At 71.4% G+C, this 17,164-nt stretch carries 15 protein-coding genes; 3 read left to right on the plus strand and 12 right to left on the minus strand.

Annotated features, from left to right (window positions below; translation table 11 throughout):
- Positions 1–47 precede the first annotated feature (47 nt).
- Genes QSK37_RS03605 through QSK37_RS03615 form a run of 3 tightly spaced genes read left to right on the plus strand, consistent with a single transcriptional unit; the run spans position 48 to position 2,816 of the window.
- Positions 48–1,529: a glycoside hydrolase family 3 protein gene (locus QSK37_RS03605; protein WP_285617505.1), complete on the plus strand. Its 1,482-nt coding sequence runs from the start codon at positions 48–50 to the stop codon at positions 1,527–1,529.
- Positions 1,530–1,536: 7 nt separating this feature from the next.
- Complete coding sequence (locus tag QSK37_RS03610; RefSeq protein WP_285580766.1) at positions 1,537–2,004, plus strand: RrF2 family transcriptional regulator; 468 nt, start codon at positions 1,537–1,539, stop codon at positions 2,002–2,004.
- Between the two features lie 32 nt (positions 2,005–2,036).
- Positions 2,037–2,816, plus strand: coding sequence for a DNA-formamidopyrimidine glycosylase family protein (locus QSK37_RS03615; protein WP_285617506.1), 780 nt, complete (start codon positions 2,037–2,039; stop codon positions 2,814–2,816).
- A 14-nt stretch (positions 2,817–2,830) separates the two neighbouring features.
- On the opposite strand, the gene QSK37_RS03620 is transcribed toward QSK37_RS03615, so the two are convergent.
- The 12 genes from QSK37_RS03620 to QSK37_RS03675 all read right to left on the minus strand — a co-directional run bounded on the left by QSK37_RS03620 (position 2,831) and on the right by QSK37_RS03675 (position 17,061).
- A complete protein-coding gene (locus QSK37_RS03620) occupies positions 2,831–3,298 on the minus strand; it encodes a Dps family protein (protein WP_285617507.1) in 468 nt (155 codons plus the stop codon).
- A gap of 170 nt (positions 3,299–3,468) precedes the next feature.
- Positions 3,469–3,837, minus strand: a complete 369-nt coding sequence (locus QSK37_RS03625; RefSeq protein WP_285580770.1) for a helix-turn-helix domain-containing protein — start codon at positions 3,835–3,837, stop codon at positions 3,469–3,471.
- A gap of 112 nt (positions 3,838–3,949) precedes the next feature.
- Positions 3,950–5,230, minus strand: coding sequence for a CinA family nicotinamide mononucleotide deamidase-related protein (locus QSK37_RS03630; RefSeq protein ID WP_285617508.1), 1,281 nt, complete (start codon positions 5,228–5,230; stop codon positions 3,950–3,952).
- A complete protein-coding gene (locus tag QSK37_RS03635) occupies positions 5,196–5,819 on the minus strand; it encodes a CDP-alcohol phosphatidyltransferase family protein (protein WP_432705519.1) in 624 nt (207 codons plus the stop codon). The genes QSK37_RS03630 and QSK37_RS03635 overlap by 35 nt, the downstream gene beginning before the upstream one ends.
- A complete protein-coding gene (gene rimO, locus QSK37_RS03640; RefSeq protein ID WP_285617509.1) occupies positions 5,816–7,240 on the minus strand; it encodes a 30S ribosomal protein S12 methylthiotransferase RimO in 1,425 nt (474 codons plus the stop codon). The genes QSK37_RS03635 and rimO overlap by 4 nt, the downstream gene beginning before the upstream one ends.
- A gap of 106 nt (positions 7,241–7,346) precedes the next feature.
- Positions 7,347–8,171, minus strand: coding sequence for a helix-turn-helix domain-containing protein (locus QSK37_RS03645; RefSeq protein ID WP_285617510.1), 825 nt, complete (start codon positions 8,169–8,171; stop codon positions 7,347–7,349).
- Positions 8,172–8,307: 136 nt separating this feature from the next.
- Positions 8,308–10,881, minus strand: coding sequence for an FtsK/SpoIIIE family DNA translocase (locus QSK37_RS03650; protein WP_285617511.1), 2,574 nt, complete (start codon positions 10,879–10,881; stop codon positions 8,308–8,310).
- A gap of 435 nt (positions 10,882–11,316) precedes the next feature.
- Positions 11,317–12,996, minus strand: a complete 1,680-nt coding sequence (locus tag QSK37_RS03655; RefSeq protein WP_285617512.1) for a ribonuclease J — start codon at positions 12,994–12,996, stop codon at positions 11,317–11,319.
- Positions 12,997–13,116: 120 nt separating this feature from the next.
- Positions 13,117–14,055 carry a 4-hydroxy-tetrahydrodipicolinate synthase gene (gene dapA, locus QSK37_RS03660; protein ID WP_285617513.1) on the minus strand — a complete coding sequence of 313 codons (939 nt, stop codon included), beginning with the start codon at positions 14,053–14,055 and terminating at the stop codon, positions 13,117–13,119.
- A gap of 848 nt (positions 14,056–14,903) precedes the next feature.
- Positions 14,904–15,095, minus strand: coding sequence for a hypothetical protein (locus tag QSK37_RS03665; protein WP_285617515.1), 192 nt, complete (start codon positions 15,093–15,095; stop codon positions 14,904–14,906).
- A gap of 430 nt (positions 15,096–15,525) precedes the next feature.
- Positions 15,526–16,578 (minus strand): glycoside hydrolase family 18 protein, encoded by a 1,053-nt coding sequence (locus tag QSK37_RS03670; protein ID WP_285617517.1) that lies wholly within the window; start codon positions 16,576–16,578, stop codon positions 15,526–15,528.
- Positions 16,579–16,620: 42 nt separating this feature from the next.
- Entirely contained in the window at positions 16,621–17,061 is a 441-nt protein-coding gene (locus QSK37_RS03675; protein ID WP_285617518.1) for a hypothetical protein, read from the minus strand.
- Between the last annotated feature and the right edge of the window lie 103 nt (positions 17,062–17,164).

Genomic DNA, 17,164 nt, shown 5'->3' on the forward strand with positions numbered 1-17,164 from the left:
ATGATCGTACGAAGCCGCCCAATGGAAAGAGGAACGGTGAGCGACCGATGAGCGACCTGTCTCTGGAGAGGCTCGTCAACGCCACTCTGCTCGTGCCGTTCCCCGGCGCCGCCGCGCCCCGCTGGGTCTTGGAGGGACTTGAGCGGGGCGTGAGCGGCGTCACCCTGTTCGCCATCAACGGCAACGTGCCGGGAGCGGGCGACCTGGCCGCGCTCACCGCGCGGATGCGGCAGGTGGCCGACCCGCTGGTGACGATCGACGAGGAGGGCGGCGACGTGACCCGCCTCGCGCACGAGACGGGCAGCCCGTACCCGGGCAGTGCCGCGCTCGGCGCCCTCGACGACCCCGCCGTCACGCGGCGGGTGCACCGTTCACTCGGGGCGGAGCTGCGCGGCGCGGGCGTCAACTTCGACTTCGCCCCGTCCGCGGACGTCAACACCGCCGACGACAACCCCGTCATCGGCACCCGCGCGTTCGGGTCGGATCCGGAGCTGGTCGCGCGGCACATCACCGCGGCCGTCTCGGGTCTGCAGGAGGCCGGGATCGCGGCGTGCGCCAAGCACTTCCCCGGCCACGGCGCGACCTCGCAGGACTCCCACCTGGAGATCCCGACGGTGGACGCGGACCTGCCGCTGCTCGAACGCCGCGAGATGGTGCCGTTCCGCGCGGCGATCGAGGCCGGCGTCCAGTCGGTCATGACGGCGCACATCCGGGTGCCGGCGCTCACCGGGGCGGCGCCGGCCACGTTCTCCTCCGCCGCGATCGACGGCCTGCTGCGCGGCACGCTCGGGTACCAGGGCGTCGTCGTGACCGACGCCCTGGACATGCGGGCGGCCAGCGGCGCGATGGGCATCCCGGAGGCGGCGGTGCGCGCCATCGAGGCGGGGGCGGACCTGCTCTGCCTCGGCTCCAAGGAGTTCGAGGACAGCGTGCAGGCGATCCGCGAGCGGATCATGGAGGCGGTACGCGAGGGGCGGCTGTCCGGCGAGCGCCTCGAACGGTCAGTGGAGCGCGTCGCGGCCCTGCGGGCCTGGCTCGCCGTGCCGCGCACGGCCGAGGTGGACCGTTCCGTCGGGCTGGAGGCGGCGCGCCGGGCGGTACGGGTCACCGGCTCTCCGTCGGTGTCGGCGAGCCCGCTGGTGCTGGAGCTGCAGGCGCCGTCCAACATCGCGGTCGGCCCGGTGCCGTGGGGGTTCTCGCCCTGGGTGCCGGACACCGTGCCGGTCGACGCCGAGTCCGCCGACCCGGGCGAGCTGCTGGCCCGCGCCACGGGGCGCCCGCTCGTCATCGTCGTACGGGACGCGCACCGCTACGCCGGGCACCGCACGCTGGTGTCCGCGCTGACAGCGGCCCGCGCCGACGCCGTGGTGGTGGAGATGGGCCTGCCGGTGTGGCGCCCGGAGTCGTCCGCGTACGTCGCGACCTACGGTGCGACCCGCGCGAACGCGCGCGCGGCGGCCGAGGTGATCGGACTGGTCGGCGAAGAAACGGAGGCGGGTGGCCCGATCACCTCATCCGAGGCGGGATAATCGGATTATGAGACTGTCCGCCCGGGTCGATTATGCGCTTCGCGCAACAGCCGAGCTGGCCGTCGGCGGCGATCGTCCCGTCACGGCGGTCCAGCTCGCCGAGGCTCAGCAGATACCACCGAAGTTCCTCGAGAACATCCTCAGCCAGCTGCGCCGGGCCGGCCTGGTCCGCAGCCAGCGCGGTCCCGAGGGGGGTTACTGGCTGGCGCGCCCGGCGAGCGAGATCTTCCTGGCCGATGTCATCCGGGCCATCGACGGGCCGCTCGTCGGCGTACGCGGTGAGCGGCCCGAGCATCTCGGCTACGAGGGGCCCGCCAAGGCGTTGCAGCTCGTGTGGATCGCGCTGCGCGCGAGTGAGCGCTTCATCCTCGAACAGGTGAGCCTGGCCGACGTCGCCTCGGGCGAGCTGCCGCCGAGCGTGCACGCCCTGACCGAGGACCCGGCCGCGTGGGACTCTCCCGCGTTCCGCTCCTGAGGAGACCGCCCGCGAACGCCGTGGTGTGAGCGATGCCCGAGGGTGACGTCGTCTGGGCCGCCGCCCGTCGCCTGCACGAGGCGCTGGCCGGGCGCGTGCTCACGCGCAGCGACTTCCGCGTTCCGCGGGCGGCCACCGCCGACCTCACCGGGCGTTCCGTGCTGGAGGTGGTCCCTCGCGGGAAACACCTGCTCACCCGGGTCGAGGGCGGCCTGACGGTGCACACGCATCTGCGTATGGAGGGCAGCTGGCGCATCCGGCCGGCGAGTGCGCCGGTCCCCCGCGACCATCGGGTGCGTCTCGTCCTCGCCAACGCCGAGTGGCAGGCCGTCGGGTACTCCCTGGGCATCGTCGAACTCATCCGTACCGGCCAGGAGTCACGGGTGGTCGGCCATCTGGGCCCCGACCTGCTCGGCCCCGACTGGGACCCGGCCGAGGCCGTACGCCGGCTGCGCGAGGATCCCGCCCGCCCGATCGGTGAGGCGCTGCTCGACCAGACCCGGCTCGCCGGCATCGGCAACCTCTACAAGGCCGAGACGCTGTTCCTGCGCGGCGTCGACCCATGGCGTCCGGTCGGCGAGGTCGACGACCTCGAAGGCATGGTCGAACTGGCCCGCCGGCTCCTGGACGCGAACAAGGAGCGCGTCGACCAGAGCACTACGGGCACGAAACGCCCCGGCGAGACCACGTGGGTGTACGGACGGCGCATCTGCCGGCGCTGCGGTGGCCGGATCAGGCGCGCCGACCAGGGCGGCCCCGCACAGGAGCGTGTCACCTTCTGGTGCCCCACCTGCCAGCCCGGCGGGGCCTGAGACCCCACCGGAGCTCAGCGCTGGACCGCGAACATCCAGTGCTGCTTGTCCAGTTCCTGGGCCGTCGCGATCAGGATGTCCTGCGTCACCAGGTCCGTCTCGTCGAGCTTCTCGATGCGCTCGCGGAAGCGCTTGCCCATCTCCCCCAGCATGTCGGTGATGGCGGCGATCACCTTGTCATCGGGCAGCCACCCGGTCTCGAACTGGTGCAGCTTGGTCTGATCGGCCACCGTACGCGCCCGGCCGTCCGGGTTGACGCCGATCGCGGACGCTCGTTCGGCGACCGTGTCCGCGGCCTCGCGCGCCAGGTCGACGACCTCGTCGAGCTGGAGATGAACCGAGCGGAAGCTGCGTCCGGTGAGGTTCCAGTGCGCCTGCTTGGCGGACAGGTGCAGGTCGATCAGGTCGACCAGGGTCTCCTGCAAGATCGTTCCGGTCGTCCTGCGCGCCTCATCCGAGAGCGAGCTCTTGACCGTCGTCATCGCCAGGTCTCCTTTCACCAGAGTGACAACCTCACTACTGGCGGAACTTCCCCCCGATCCGGCGGATAACCGTGATGTGGGTTACGTAAAGGTTGGCTGGTCAGACGACGAATGCCCCACTCCGCGCGGGCGCGGAGCGGGGCATCGGATGCCGTGGGCGGGACCTTGACTCAGGCCGCCACCATGTCGGCGCGGAGTGCGCTCTCGATCGTCTCCGGAGTCGCCGGGATGCTGTCCGCCGTAATGGGCTCGCCGTCGAGACGCTCGTGCTCCGGCGCACCCGACATCACCGGCTCCTGCTGGAGCTCGGCCAGCGCGAGCTGGTCCGAGACGTCACGCAGGACGTGTGAGAGGGGCACCCCGAGGGCCTTGCAGATCGAGGCGAGCAGCTCGGAAGAGGCTTCTTTCTGTCCGCGTTCGACCTCGGACAGATAACCCAGCGACACTCTCGCCGCCGCCGAAACCTCCCGGAGGGTACGGCCTTGGCGCAGCCGCAGCTGCCGGAGAACGTCACCGAGCAGCTGACGAAGCAGGACCATGTCTCGCTCCCTCCGATGAGTCCTGACCCTTCTTGTGGTTCCACCGTACCTGTCTTGACGAGGCAGGTGGCAGACCGAAGCTTTCGTGTTCGCTTCCGACGTAACGCTGTAATCAGCCTGGTTCTTCCCGATCTTCCGCCCAGCCCGGCCACGGATCACTTCCCGCCAGCCCGAGCATGACACGCCGTAGCAGGTCAAGGGCGTGTACGACCGTCATCTCGCGGACCATCGCCCGCGCGCGCTCGCCGTCGGCGGGCACCGGAAGGGCCGGCGAACATGTGGCGACGGCGCCGCCGGAATCGGCCACGGCGACGTGCACGGTGCCCACCGGATGCCCGTCCTGGGGCTCCGGACCCGCCACACCGGTCACCGCGAGGCCGTAGGAGGCGCCCAGACGCTCCCGTACGCCCCAGGCCATCGCCACCGCCACATCGGGATGTACGGCCCCGTGAGCCGCCAGAAGCTCCTCCGGCACGCCGAGGAGCGCGTGTTTGAGCGGCGTGGCGTAGGCGATCACTCCGCCCGCGAACGTCGCGGACGAGCCCGGCATGGCGGTCAGCCGCCCGCCGAGCAGGCCGCCGGTGAGCGACTCGGCCACGGCCACGGTCGCGTCGCGCTCGGCCAGCAGGCCGTGCACGACCCGGTCGAGGGTCACCTCGCCCGCGCCGTACAGCGACGAGCCGAGCAGCTCGCGCGCCGCCTCCTGCGCGGCCGCCAGCCGGTCGGCGCCGCGCGCCTCGATCCGTACCCGCACCTCGCCGGGCGAGGCGTAGTAGGCGAGCTTGACGCCGGGCATCGCCTCGACCGGGGCCAGCCGGTCGGCGACCACCGACTCCCAGATCGTCGCCGTGCGCAGCACGCAGGCGGACACGACCGCACCGGCCAGCTCCGGCAGCACGGACTGCTCGGCGATCGCCCGCATCTCCGACGGCACACCGGGCAGCGCGTACACCACGCCGCCCGGCAGGCTCAGCCGCAGGCCGGGCGCGCTTCCGGCCGGGTTGGGCAGCAGGGTGGCGCCGTCGGGCACGTCCGCCATGCGCAGGGCGTCCGGGCGCAGCGGCACGTGGCGCTCGGCGGCGCGCTCGCGCAGGCGGCGTTCGACGCCGGGATCGCGGTGGAGCGACACGCCAGCGGCGCCGGCCAGGGCCTCACGCGTCATGTCGTCGGAGGTCGGCCCGAGACCGCCCGTCATGATGACCGCGTCGGCGCGCCGGAGTGCCTCCCCCAGCGCCCCGGCGATGACGTCGAGATCGTCGGGGACCACCGTGCTGCGCGTGACCTCGGCGCCCGCCTCGGTCAGCCGCCACCCGAGCCAGGTGGCGTTCCCGTTGGCGGTGTCGCCGCGCAGCAGCTCGTCACCGACCGTCAGCAGTTCGACCCGCGCGGCCATCGACCCACAGCCTCCATGCCTTGACGACATAATCCAGTCCGGTCACGACCGTGACGAGCACGGCCGCGCCCATCGTCACCCACCGGAGCACGTCGATGGGCCCCGGCATCACATAGAACCCGATGGCGAACACCTGCAGCATCGTTTTGAGCTTGCCGCCCCGGCTCGCCGCCATGACGCCGTACCGGATGACGACGAACCGCAGCAGAGTGATGCCGATCTCCCGTACGAGGATCACGACGGTGACCCACCACCACAGGTCGCCCAGCAGCGACAAGCCGACCAGCGCCGACCCGGTCAGGGCCTTGTCCGCGATCGGATCGGCGATCTTGCCGAAGTCGGTGACGAGGCCCCGGCTGCGGGCGAGCTGCCCGTCGACGCGGTCGGTGAAGGAGGCCGCCGCGAAGACCACCAGCGCCCCGATCCGCCACCAGGTGCCGTCGGTGAACAGCAGCCAGAGGAACACCGGCACGAGCAGGAGACGCACGACCGTCAGCAGGTTGGCGATGTTGAGCAGCCCCGCCTGCGCCGCGACCGGAGCGGCGATCGGATCGCCTCCCGCGCCGATCGGTTTCTGACCGGCCGTCAACGCTCGTCCACGACGGCGAGAAGATCGACGCCCATCGCCTCGACGACGCGAGCCCGGACGATCTCGCCGACCGGCGCGTCGCCCTTGAGCGTCACCACGCCGTCGATCTCGGGGGCCTGGTGTGCCGCGCGGCCCTCGCCGGGCTCCTCCACGAGGACCTCCACGGTCTGCCCCAGGCGCTCTTCGGCGCGCTGGGCGGTCAGCTCCTCGGCGAGCACGGACAGGTCGGCGACCCGGGCGGCCACCTCCTCATCGTCGACCTTGCCGGTGAACCCGGCCGCCTCGGTGCCCTCCTCGTCGGAGTAGCCGAACACGCCGATCACGTCGAGCCGCGCCGCGGTGAGGAACCGCGCCAGCTCGTCCACGTCCTCCTCGGTCTCGCCGGGGAAGCCGACGATGAAGTTGGACCGTACGCCGGCCTCCGGCGCGAGCTCACGGACGCGCTCCAGCAGGCCGAGGAAGCGCTCGGTGTCGCCGAACCGGCGCATCCGCCGCAGCAGGGGGCCGCTGGCGTGCTGGAACGACAGGTCGAAGTAGGGCGCCACACCGGGGGTCGTGGCGATCGTCTCCAGCAGGCCGGGGCGCAGCTCCGCCGGCTGTAGGTAGCTCACGCGGACCCGCTCGATGCCCTCCACCGCTGCGAGCTCGGGCAGCAGGGTCTCCAGCAGCCGCAGGTCGCCCAGGTCCTTGCCGTACGAGGTGGAGTTCTCGCTGACGAGAATGATCTCGCGGACGCCCTGGTCGGCCAGCCAGCGCGCCTCCTCCAGCACCTCGGTCGGCCGCCGCGAGACGTACGCGCCGCGGAACGCCGGAATCGCGCAGAAGGTGCATCGTCGGTCGCAGCCGGAGGCGAGCTTGAGCGGCGCGGCCGGGCCGCCGCCGAGCCGGCGGCGCAGCACCCGTGGCCCGGACGCCGGCGCGACGCCCTCCGGCAGGTCGGGCGCCGAACCGTGCCCGGGGACGTGCACGTGGGTGCCGGACCGCTCCGTCGGGGTGAGCGGCAGCAGCTTCCGGCGGTCCTGGGGCTTGTGGGAGCGGTGCCCGCGGCCGGTCAGGACGTCGTCGAGCCGCTCGCCGATCGCGGCGTAGTCATCGAAGCTCAGCACCGCGTCGGCCTCGGGCAGCGACTCGGCCAGCTCCGCGCCGTACCGCTCGGCGAGGCAGCCCGCCGCGACGACCTTCGCGCCGGAGTCCGACGCGGCCAGGAGGGTGTCGATGGAGTCCTTCTTCGCGGCGTCGATGAAGCCGCAGGTGTTGACGAGGACGACCGAGGCGTCACCGGAGTCGTCCAGCGTCCAGCCGGCGCTCTCCAGCCGCGCCGCGAGCTCCTCGGAGTCGACCTCGTTGCGCGCGCACCCGAGAGTGACGAGCGAGACGGAGCGGCGGTCCGCCGATGTCGCGGACTGGTCGGCGGTGCTCACGCGGAGCGCTCCCCTCTCGCCGGGCGCGCGGCGAGGGCGAGCACGGGCTCAGTTCGACGGGTGGACATGCCCCATACGGTACTGGTCCCGCGGAGACGACAAGAGGTCAGCCTTTGCGCGGCACCTGTGGGGAGGGCGAGTGGCCGGCCTTGAGCGGATCACGGGGGCCGTAGCTCAGCCGGATGACCTGACCGGTCTCGCCGGGGGCGCCGACGTCCTTGCCGTTGACCGTCACCCGGACGCCGCCGCCGTTGCCGATCAGCAGCCGGATGCGCTTCTTTGACTTCCACTCCTCGCTCTGCCCAGCGCGGATCATGCCGCTGAACAGCTCCTTGCCCTTGGCGTCGCGGACGTTGAGCCAGCTCGCGCGCTTCGCCTTGACCCGTACGGTGACGTCCTTGCGGGGCGCCGGCGACGGCGACACGGTGTGACTGCGGGGAGCCGGTTTGGCGGTCGCGGGGGCCGCCGCCCGCTGGGCCGCGTGGTGTTCGTCGTGCCCGGTCGCGACCCGGACGATGCCGTAGAGCGCGACGAGGACGAGCGCGACGATCATGGCGGCGCTCCAGTTGGGCGCGCGCCGCTCGCGGAAGCGTACGGGCGTCTCGGGCTCGAACGCCTGCCGTGCCGGGATCGCCTGCGGTGATCCGCCGTGCGCGTCGTCGTACCGGCCGATGAGGGGCTCGGGATCGATTCCGGTGGCCCGGGCGATGCTGCGGATGTGCCCGCGCGCGTAGAAGTTGCCGCCGCACAGGGTGTAGTCGTCGCGCTCGATGGCGTTGATCACGGTCTCGCGGATGCGGGTCCGGTCGGCCACCTGCCCGACGGTCAGCCCGGCGTCCCGTCGCGCCTTCGCGAGTGTGTCGCCGATGCTCGACGCGCCTTCGTCGCCGGCGCCGTCGCCAACGACAGTTCCCTCGCTCCGCTCCGTCACGGCACCTCCTGGGAACCTCGTGGCGTACACGCGATGACGTCGCCCGAATCGTCCTTCGCTACCGCTGAGTCTATGAAGGCCGGTCGCCGGAAGCGACGTGCAACGCTGTTACTTCAGCTACCCAAGATCTCCGTCGCTACTCGCCGCGCAGCGATGCCAGCACGCCCGGTAGATCGTCGGGTTTGACCAAGACATCGCGTGCCTTCGACCCCTCGCTGGGACCGACGATGGAACGGCTCTCCAGAAGGTCCATGAGACGTCCGGCCTTGGCGAAACCGACGCGCAGTTTCCGCTGGAGCATCGAGGTCGAGCCGAACTGGCTGGAGACGATCAGCTCGGCGGCCTGGACGAGCAGCTCGAGGTCGTCGCCGATGTCCTCGTCGATCTCCTTCTTGCGCTGGTCGTTCGCCGCGACGTCCTCGCGGTAGTCGGGCTCGGCCTGCTTCTTGCAGTGCTCGACGACGTCATGAATCTCTTTTTCGGAGACGTAGGCGTTCTGCAGCCGCATCGGCTTGCTCGCGCCCATCGGCAGGAACAGCGCGTCACCCTGGCCGACGAGCTTCTCCGCGCCGGGCTGGTCGAGGATGACGCGGCTGTCGGCCAGGCTCGAGGTGGCGAACGCCAGCCGCGACGGGACGTTCGCCTTGATCAGGCCGGTCACCACGTCGACGCTCGGTCGCTGGGTGGCGAGCACCAGGTGGATGCCCGCGGCGCGGGCGAGCTGGGTGATGCGCACGACGGAGTCTTCGACGTCGCGCGGCGCGACCATCATCAGGTCGGCCAGCTCGTCCACGATCACCAGGAGGTACGGGTAGGGCTGGTAGACCCGCTCGCTGCCCGGGGGCGCGGTGAGCTTGCCGGCCAGCACGCCCTTGTTGAAGTCGTCGATGTGCCGGTATCCGGAGGCCGCCAGGTCGTCGTAGCGGCGGTCCATCTCCCCCACCACCCACTGCAGCGCCTCGGCCGCCTTCTTCGGGTTGGTGATGATCGGGGTGATCAGGTGCGGGATGCCGGCGTAGGAGGTCAGCTCGACGCGCTTGGGGTCGACCAGCACCATGCGCACCTCGTCCGGCGTCGCGCGCATGAGGATCGACGTGATGAGCCCGTTGATGCACGTCGACTTACCGGCGCCGGTCGCACCCGCGATGAGCATGTGCGGCATCTTGGCCAGGTTGGCCACGACCGTACGGCCCTCGACGTCCTTGCCGAGCCCGACGACCATCGGATGGTGGTCGTTGACCGCGATCGGGGCGCGCAGCGTGTCGCCGAGGCTGACGATGTCCTTGTCGGTGTTGGGGATCTCGACGCCGATCGCGGCCTTGCCGGGGATCGGCGAGATGATCCGCACGTCGGCGCTCTTGACCGCGAGCGCGATGTTCTTGGTCAGCGCGGTGATGCGCTCAACCTTGACCGCGGGCCCCAGCTCGATCTCGTACCGGGTGATCGTCGGACCACGCGTGAAGCCGGTCACCTGCGCGTCCACGCCGAACTGGTCGAGCACCTCCGACAGCGCGTTCACGACGGTGTCATTGGCCTTGGTGCGCGGCTTGACGATCGATCCGGGCTTGAGCTTGCCGGCCGGCGGCAGGGTGTAATCGCCGCTGACGCCGGAGGAGGAGAGGGTGAGCTGCTCGGAGCTCTTCGGCGGCGGCGTGTGGTCCGGCGGCTCGGGCGGCGCGAAGACCTCGGTCGGCTCCGGCTCGAAGAGGTCGTCGGCGAGGCTCGGGCCGTCGTCCTCCTCCTCTTCCGGCTCTTCCGGTGCGCCGGTGCCCGAGACGACCGGGGTGTCGTACGGCTTCTTGTGGTCGCCGACCTCGACGTCGCGTTTGCGCTTCTTGCCCCGCGTCTTCTGCTCCTCCTCGGCGACGATCTCGTCGCCCTCGGGGAGCAGCGGATCGCGGAGCAAGATCCGGTCGCGGAACGCGAGGAGGCGGTCGGGGACCTGGTGCACCGGTGTCGCGGTGACCACGAGCAGGCCGAAGGCGGCCACCAGCAGCAGGAGCGGCACCGCGACCCAGCCGGTCACCGTGCTCGTGAGGGGCGCCGACAGCAGCCAGCCGATGAGCCCGCCGGAACCCTGCAGCGCGCGCTCGCCCGCGTCGGGGTACGGCGTGCCGTGCGCGGCGTGGACGACGCCGAGGATGCCGCCGATGAGCGCGGAACAGCCGACGGTGAGGCGCCCGCCGTCGCCGTTGTGTCCCGGATGACGCAGCATCCGCCAGGCCAGCAGCGCGAACATCACCGGCAGCAGCCCGGCGAGCGTGCCGAAGCCGTCCCGCACGGCGCGGCCGAAGTACTTGATCAGTCCGGTGTGCGGCGTCCACCAGGTCGCGGCGGCGAGCACGATGGCCAGCCCGAGGTTGGCCAGGCCGACGCCGTCCCTGCGGTGCTCCTCGTCGAGGTCGCGCGCGCTCTGCCCGAACCGGCGCACCACCGCGCCGACGGACCGGGCGAGCATCAGCCAGACCCCGGCGATGACCCGGTAGATGCCGAGCATCAGCTGGGCGAGCGGATCGGGCCGCTGCGGCCGGCTCTTCGCGGCGGGGCGTTTGGCGGCCGGACGCTTGGCCGAGGACGCCGGCCGACGGGCCGCCGGTGCCGCCTTACGGGCGGCCGGCTTGGCGGACCCCGAGTTGCGGGCCGCAGGCTTACGCGCGTTGCCACGCGTGCCTGAGGAGCGTTTGGCGCCCCCTGGCGTACGTGTGGCCATGATGGTGAGACTAACGGCTATGCCCGATGGGTTCCCTTGTGCGCGAACGGCGTGTCGCGCGGAAAAGAGACCACGAGCCTCCCGGCCGAAGCCCCCGGGAGACCAACGCGTGTGGTGAGGCCCGGTGGTGAGACCCGGTGGTGAGACCCGGTGGTGAGACCCGGTGGTGAGACCCGGTGGTGAGACCCGGTGGTGAGACCCGGTGGTGAGACCCGGCGGTGAGACCCGGCGGTGAGACCCGGCGGTGAGACCCGGCGGCGAGGCCCTCCCGCCCGGGGGCCGATCCCACTTCCATTGTCCAGCCCGGAGGCCGGCCAGCGGAAGCTTCTCCGGTGACTGTGGATAACCGGCCACCTCCGCCGCGCTGCCGGGAGCGCCCGGCCGGTCCTCAGGGACCGGCCGGGAACCCCCGTGGGCGTCGCGCGGCGAGGTCTCTCAGACCTCGACGATGACCGGGATGATCATCGGTCGGCGGCCGAAGGACTCGTTCACCCAGCGGCCCGCCGTACGGCGGACGAGCTGGCGGAGCTGGTGGGCGTCGTTGATCCCGTCGGCCGCGGCGGACTCCAGGACCTCGTCCAGGCGGGGGATCACGGCCTCGAAGCTGTCGATGCCCGCGCCGCGGGCGTGGATCTCCGGGCCGCCCAGTACCTTGCCGCTCGACGAGTCGATGACCACCACCACGGACACGAAGCCCTCGTCGCCGAGGATGCGCCGGTCCTTCAGCGAGGTCTCGGTGATCTCGCCGACCGACAGGCCGTCGACGTAGACGTAGCCGGCGCGGACCGCCCCGACGATCTTGGCCTGCCCGTCGACCAGGTCGACCACGACGCCGTCCTCGGCGATGACGATGTTCTCGTCCGGCACGCCGGTGAGCGCGGCGAGCCGCGCGTGCGCGCTGAGGTGCCGCCACTCGCCGTGTATCGGCATGAAGTTGCCGGGGCGCGTCATGTTGAGCACGTACAGCAGCTCGCCGGCCGGCGCGTGTCCCGAGACGTGCACCAGGGCGTTGCCCTTGTGCACGACGCGGGCGCCCCAGCGGGTCAGGCCGTTGATCACGCGGTTGACGGCGTTCTCGTTGCCCGGGATGAGCGACGAGGCGAGGATCACCGTGTCGCCCTGCTCGATGCGGATCTGGTGGTCGCGGTTGGCCATCCGGGACAGCGCCGACATCGGCTCGCCCTGCGAACCGGTGCAGACGAGGACGATCTCCTCGCCCGGCAGGTCGTCCATCTCCTTCTGCTCGATCAGGATGCCGGCGGGTACCCGCAGGTAGCCGAGATCGCGTGCCACGCCCATGTTGCGCACCATCGACCGGCCGACGAAGCAGACCTTGCGGCCGCTCTCGTGCGCGGCGTCGAGCACCTGCTGCACGCGGTGCACGTGCGAGGCGAAGCAGGCGACGATGGCGCGCTTCTGCGCGATCCGCAGCACGTCGCTCAGCACGATGCCGATGTCACGCTCGCTGGTGACGAACCCCGGGACCTCGGCGTTCGTGGAGTCCGACAGCAGCAGGTCGATGCCCTCGGCGCCGAGCCGGGCGAAGCCGCCGAGGTCGGTGAGCCGGCCGTCGAGCGGCAACTGGTCCATCTTGAAGTCGCCGGTCGCCAGGACCAGGCCCGCCGCCGTACGGATGGCGACCGCCAGCGCGTCCGGGATGGAGTGGTTGACCGCCAGGAACTCACAGGAGAACGGGCCGAACGACCGCGTCTCCCCCTCGCGTACCTGAACGGTGGTCGGCTTGATGCGGTGCTCGGTGAGCTTGGCCTCCAGCAGCGCCAGCGTGAGCCGCGAACCGATCAGCGGGATGTCGGGCCGCTCGCGCAGGAGGTACGGCACGCCGCCGATGTGGTCCTCGTGCCCGTGCGTCAGCACGATGCCCTCGATGTCGTCGAGGCGGTCCCGTATGTAGTCGAAGTCGGGCAGGATCAGGTCGACGCCGGGCTGTTCGGACTCGGGGAACAGCACCCCGCAGTCGACGATCAGCAGACGGCCGCCGAACTCGAAGACCGTCATGTTGCGGCCGATCTCGCCCAGCCCGCCGAGCGGCACGATCCGCAGTCCGCCATCGGGCAGTGCGGGCGGCGACCCCAGCTCAGGGTGTGGATGACTCATCGGATCCCCCGCTTCTCATCCGACGGCACGGGGGCATATTCATGCGCGTTCGTCACGCGCCCTCCTAGCTTCGATCGCGGCACGCCCCTCCGGCGGTACCGCGTGGTGCCTGTGGTCCTCTCACGGACCCTCCAAGACCTTGACGCCGCCGGCGATGAGGTCCTCCCTCAGCGCGGCGGTGAACTCCGGCGTCGCGTCCACCAGCGGGGGCCGTACGGCGCCTCCGGGCTGGCCGACGAGCGACAGCGCGGCCTTCACCGCGATCACGCCCTGCGTACGGGTCATGATCGCGGTGGTGACCGGGATCAGCCGGCGATGGATCCGCCGGGCCCGGTCCACGTCTCCACCGAGGTAGGCGTCGATCATCTCGTGCAGATCGGCGCCGACCACGTGTCCGACGACACTGACGAACCCGGCCGCTCCGAGGGAGAGCCAGGGAAGGTTCAGGGCGTCGTCTCCGGAGTAGAACACCAGGTCCGTCTCGGCCATCACCCGCGAGGCCGCGAACATGTCGCCCTTGGCCTCCTTGACCGCGATGATCCGCGGGTGCTCCGCGAGGCGCAGCAGCGTCTCGGGGGCGATGGGTGTGCCGGTACGGCCTGGAATGTCGTAGAGCATCACCGGGAGTTCGGTCGCGTCGGCCACGGTCGTGAAGTGGCGCGCGAGGCCCTCCTGCGGCGGCTTGTTGTAGTACGGCGTGACGACCAGCAACCCGTCGGCGCCGGCGGCCTCCGCCTGGCGCGCCAGCTTCAGGGTGTGCACGGTGTTGTTGGTACCCACGCCCGCCACCACGTGCGCGCGGTCGCCGACGGCATCGATGACGGTGCGCAGCAGCCGCTCGTCCTCGGCGTCGGTCGTGGTGGGCGACTCGCCGGTCGTACCGCTGACGACGAGCCCGTCGTTGCGCTGATGATCGACGAGGTAGGCGGCCAGCCGGGCCGCCCCGTCGTAGTCGACGGCGCCGTCGGCCGTCATCGGTGTGACCATCGCGGTGAGCATCCGGCCGAAGGGCGCCGCGTCGTCGCGCTCCTGCGGCACAGCGTTCGTGCTGGGTGCCATGTTCCGAACTTACCGGGCATCGCCCCCGCTGGGGACCCGCGGGCACCCCCGTGTCGCCTTCTTACCGCCCGTGAGCTCCTGTAACGAAGATGACGCCGCCAGAACACGCTCGGGGGTACATGTTCTGACGGCGTCTTCTGATCAATCGTCTCTCACAAAACCGGCGTTACCGGTGAACCTTGGCGGGCTTTCGTGCGTTGAAGAGAGTGGGACGAGGTTCCGCCGGGGTCTGGCGGGGCTGGCGGAGCCTCTCCCGGCGGAGGATGCGCGCCTCGGTTCGCCGGGGTCTGGGGCTCTCTCGCGCCGATCACCCACCCGATCGGCGCACCCGCGGCCGAGGCGCGCGCATCCTTCTCACACCCCCCGACCTGCGCCGATGGTTATCCACAGGCGCGCGAAGATGTTCCGCTGGCAGGTGCCGGCGCTGGACAATAAGAGTGGGGTCGGCCCCCTGGGCGGGCGGGGTCCACGAACGGCGGGGTCCACGAACGGCGGGGTCCACGAACGGCGGGGTCCACGAACGGCGGGGTCCACGAACGGCGGGGTCCACGAACGGCGGGGTCCACGAACGGCGGGGTCCACGAACGGGTCATGTCCTCATCGAGTGGGCGCGATCGTCCCGTGTGGGTTCTTCAGGGGGTTCTCGATCAGCGGTTCGTCGCCGCTCTTCCGCACCGCTGGAAGCGGGTGAGGGTCTTGCTCATCGGCGGAGTCCGACGGAGACCGGGGCGTCCTCACCGGTTCGGGTGTCCGCTCGATCGCCCGGCCGCGCATTGCTCCGGCTCTGCGCGGCCGCGCACATTCTCTGTCCTCGCCCGCTAACCGGGCGTGTGCATCCTCACGGGCCCTCAGCCCTCATGCCCGGCCGCGAGGTGCTCGTCGAGCCGCGACTTGAGCTCTTCGGGGCTCAGGGCGCGGAAGAACTCGTTGCCGCGCACCGCCCACCAGTGGCCCGAACCGCCCAATCCGAACCTCCAGCCGGAGTAGTCGGACGCCAGCTCCTGAAGCCGGCCGTCCGCCGGGCCGACCATGTGCCTCATGCTCATCCTTCTCCGAACCTCCCTACACCGCCATCCGCCACGACCAGCGCAACGGTCCCCCGAATACTTCCCCCAGGCAAGGGGGTTTGATCGCGGGATGACCGCATGTGACGCCGACAAGATCATTCTTGCGAGCAAGACGATGGCACGACGCGCCAAAGTCCAGGCAATTCGCGAGCGATGTAACTAAATCGTGACAACTGCTTGTCCTTGCGGACCTGGCGGCCGCTCGGACGCCAGTTGCAAACCCCGGTGCAAGTTTCATCGACAAACGCGCCGCAGGGCACGCGGTAGGCCTCGCCGCACGCCCCACCGAATGACCCATCGCGGCAGGTCAGAGCATAAACCGGGTGCATCACCGTTCGATACCGTGTCGCCGGGCCGGTTCGCTCGCGAACACGCGTCGGCGTCCACCCTCATGGGACGCGACTCATCCCCCCGGTCGGCCCCGATTCGCACGGTTGTGATCAATCTCATCCCCGCCGATTCCCAGCCATTCCCTCCGGTATGTCGCCCAGTCGCGCGCACTGGTGGTCCAGTCCGCGTAGACGCCCACCCCGTACGGTCGCCGCGGAGGGCGCGGCAAGGCGTCGATCCCCTGCCGTACGCCGCGCAGCGCGGTGGGCAGGTCCTCCGCCCACGGCGTCGTGGTCCGGTAGGTCGGCACGCCCATGAAGACCGTGACCCGGTCGCCGAGGAGGGCCAGGATCCGCTCGGTGTGGTGGGCGAAGTGCCATCCCGCGAGCGCCTGTGTCGGCGCCTCCGAGTCGTACGTCATGATCGCGAGCTGGTCGACGCGACTCGCCACGGCGCGCAGGTAGGCCCCGGTGGGCCGCGGCGGGTAGTCGATTCCCACGCGCGGCAGCAGCGCGCGGAACACCGGCGCCTCCCAGTCCTCCAGGGGCGGCTGCTCGAGCGCCGCCGAGAGCAGCCGCCCCCGGTCACGAGTGAGCTCGTGGGTGCGGGCCAGCAGGTCGAGGAAGTCGCGGTCGCCGGAGTAGACGGGCTCGATGTCGTAGTGGATGCCGGCGAAGCCCACGGCGAGCAGCGCCCGGTCGGTGTCGAGGATCCGGGCCCGGGTCCCCGGGTCGCCGAGGTCGAGCGGGCCGCCCCCGGCGCGCTCCACCTGGCCCACGTACGCCTGGGCGCGTACCCCGGGAGCGAGGCGGCGCATCGCCGACAGCAGCTCACCGGCGTGCCGGTACCGGGACGGGGGGATCCGCCCGTCACCCTCCAGCGGTCCCGCGTGGAAGAAGACGTCGGTGATGCGGTTCGTCGCCAGGGTCGCCGCGAGCGCGCGATAGTCGGCCTCGGTGTGCGGTTCGCCGACCCACTGGTGGCGCGCCCACAGGGCGTTCGCCGTGCCCCCGTACGCCCGGGGCTCCCGCTGCCACGCGAACCAGGTCTGGGCGAAGAAGACGGCGAGCGCGCCGAGGAGCACCGCCACCGCCCACGCCGCGCACCGCAGGGTCTTCCTGATCATCTCCGGTGAGACGTGCGGAGCGTGCCGGGGGTTCGGCCCGGATCAGCGGTGGCGCGGCTCGGTCACGGTCGTGTAGGTGGTCACCGGCGCGCCTCCACCGAGTTTGCGCAGTTGGAACATGCGGAGCTCGAGCAGCGCGGAGCCCAGCGCCCAGATGACGGCGTACAGCACGACCGCTGCGACACACCGGCGCAGCAGCGGATGACGCCGGCGCGGCGGCGCGGGCGCGGGCGGCCAGTCGGGCCCGTAGTCCATGAACCGGCTCGTGTCGTCGGCGTCCCGGCGCCGGATGGGCGCGCGGCTCGCCAGCCGGGCGGCGCGCTCCAGGAGCGCGGAGAACCGGCCCTGTTCGCGGATACGGGCCAGCGACACCCGCCGTACGGCCGGGCTCGCGGCGGCGGACGCGGGCGGTCCGGTCTCCTCGTCCCGTACGCGGCCGGACCGACGGATGTCCGGACGGCGACGAGGCGTCCAGCAGGCCATGGCCTCCCCCGGCGTCTCCACTGGAACCGGAGCGCGGGACCTGCGCTCCGGTGCATCGATCCTTACCCGGCTCGAAGCCTCGTTAGTCTCTCGCGTCGCCGGT

The sequence above is a fragment of the Actinoallomurus iriomotensis genome, from assembly GCF_030269445.1.
In the GTDB taxonomy this organism is placed as follows: domain Bacteria; phylum Actinomycetota; class Actinomycetes; order Streptosporangiales; family Streptosporangiaceae; genus Actinoallomurus; species Actinoallomurus iriomotensis.

Coding starts and splice junctions, on each gene's coding strand:
- dapA (WP_285617513.1), bottom strand. CDS start 14,055: ATGGCACCCAGCACGAACGCTGTGCCGCAGGAGCGCGACGACGCGGCG.
- QSK37_RS03605 (WP_285617505.1), top strand. CDS start 48: ATGAGCGACCTGTCTCTGGAGAGGCTCGTCAACGCCACTCTGCTCGTG.
- QSK37_RS03675 (WP_285617518.1), bottom strand. CDS start 17,061: ATGGCCTGCTGGACGCCTCGTCGCCGTCCGGACATCCGTCGGTCCGGC.
- QSK37_RS03665 (WP_285617515.1), bottom strand. CDS start 15,095: ATGAGGCACATGGTCGGCCCGGCGGACGGCCGGCTTCAGGAGCTGGCG.
- QSK37_RS03655 (WP_285617512.1), bottom strand. CDS start 12,996: ATGAGTCATCCACACCCTGAGCTGGGGTCGCCGCCCGCACTGCCCGAT.
- QSK37_RS03625 (WP_285580770.1), bottom strand. CDS start 3,837: ATGGTCCTGCTTCGTCAGCTGCTCGGTGACGTTCTCCGGCAGCTGCGG.
- QSK37_RS03620 (WP_285617507.1), bottom strand. CDS start 3,298: ATGACGACGGTCAAGAGCTCGCTCTCGGATGAGGCGCGCAGGACGACC.
- QSK37_RS03610 (WP_285580766.1), top strand. CDS start 1,537: ATGAGACTGTCCGCCCGGGTCGATTATGCGCTTCGCGCAACAGCCGAG.
- QSK37_RS03615 (WP_285617506.1), top strand. CDS start 2,037: ATGCCCGAGGGTGACGTCGTCTGGGCCGCCGCCCGTCGCCTGCACGAG.
- QSK37_RS03630 (WP_285617508.1), bottom strand. CDS start 5,230: ATGGCCGCGCGGGTCGAACTGCTGACGGTCGGTGACGAGCTGCTGCGC.
- QSK37_RS03670 (WP_285617517.1), bottom strand. CDS start 16,578: ATGATCAGGAAGACCCTGCGGTGCGCGGCGTGGGCGGTGGCGGTGCTC.
- QSK37_RS03650 (WP_285617511.1), bottom strand. CDS start 10,881: ATGGCCACACGTACGCCAGGGGGCGCCAAACGCTCCTCAGGCACGCGT.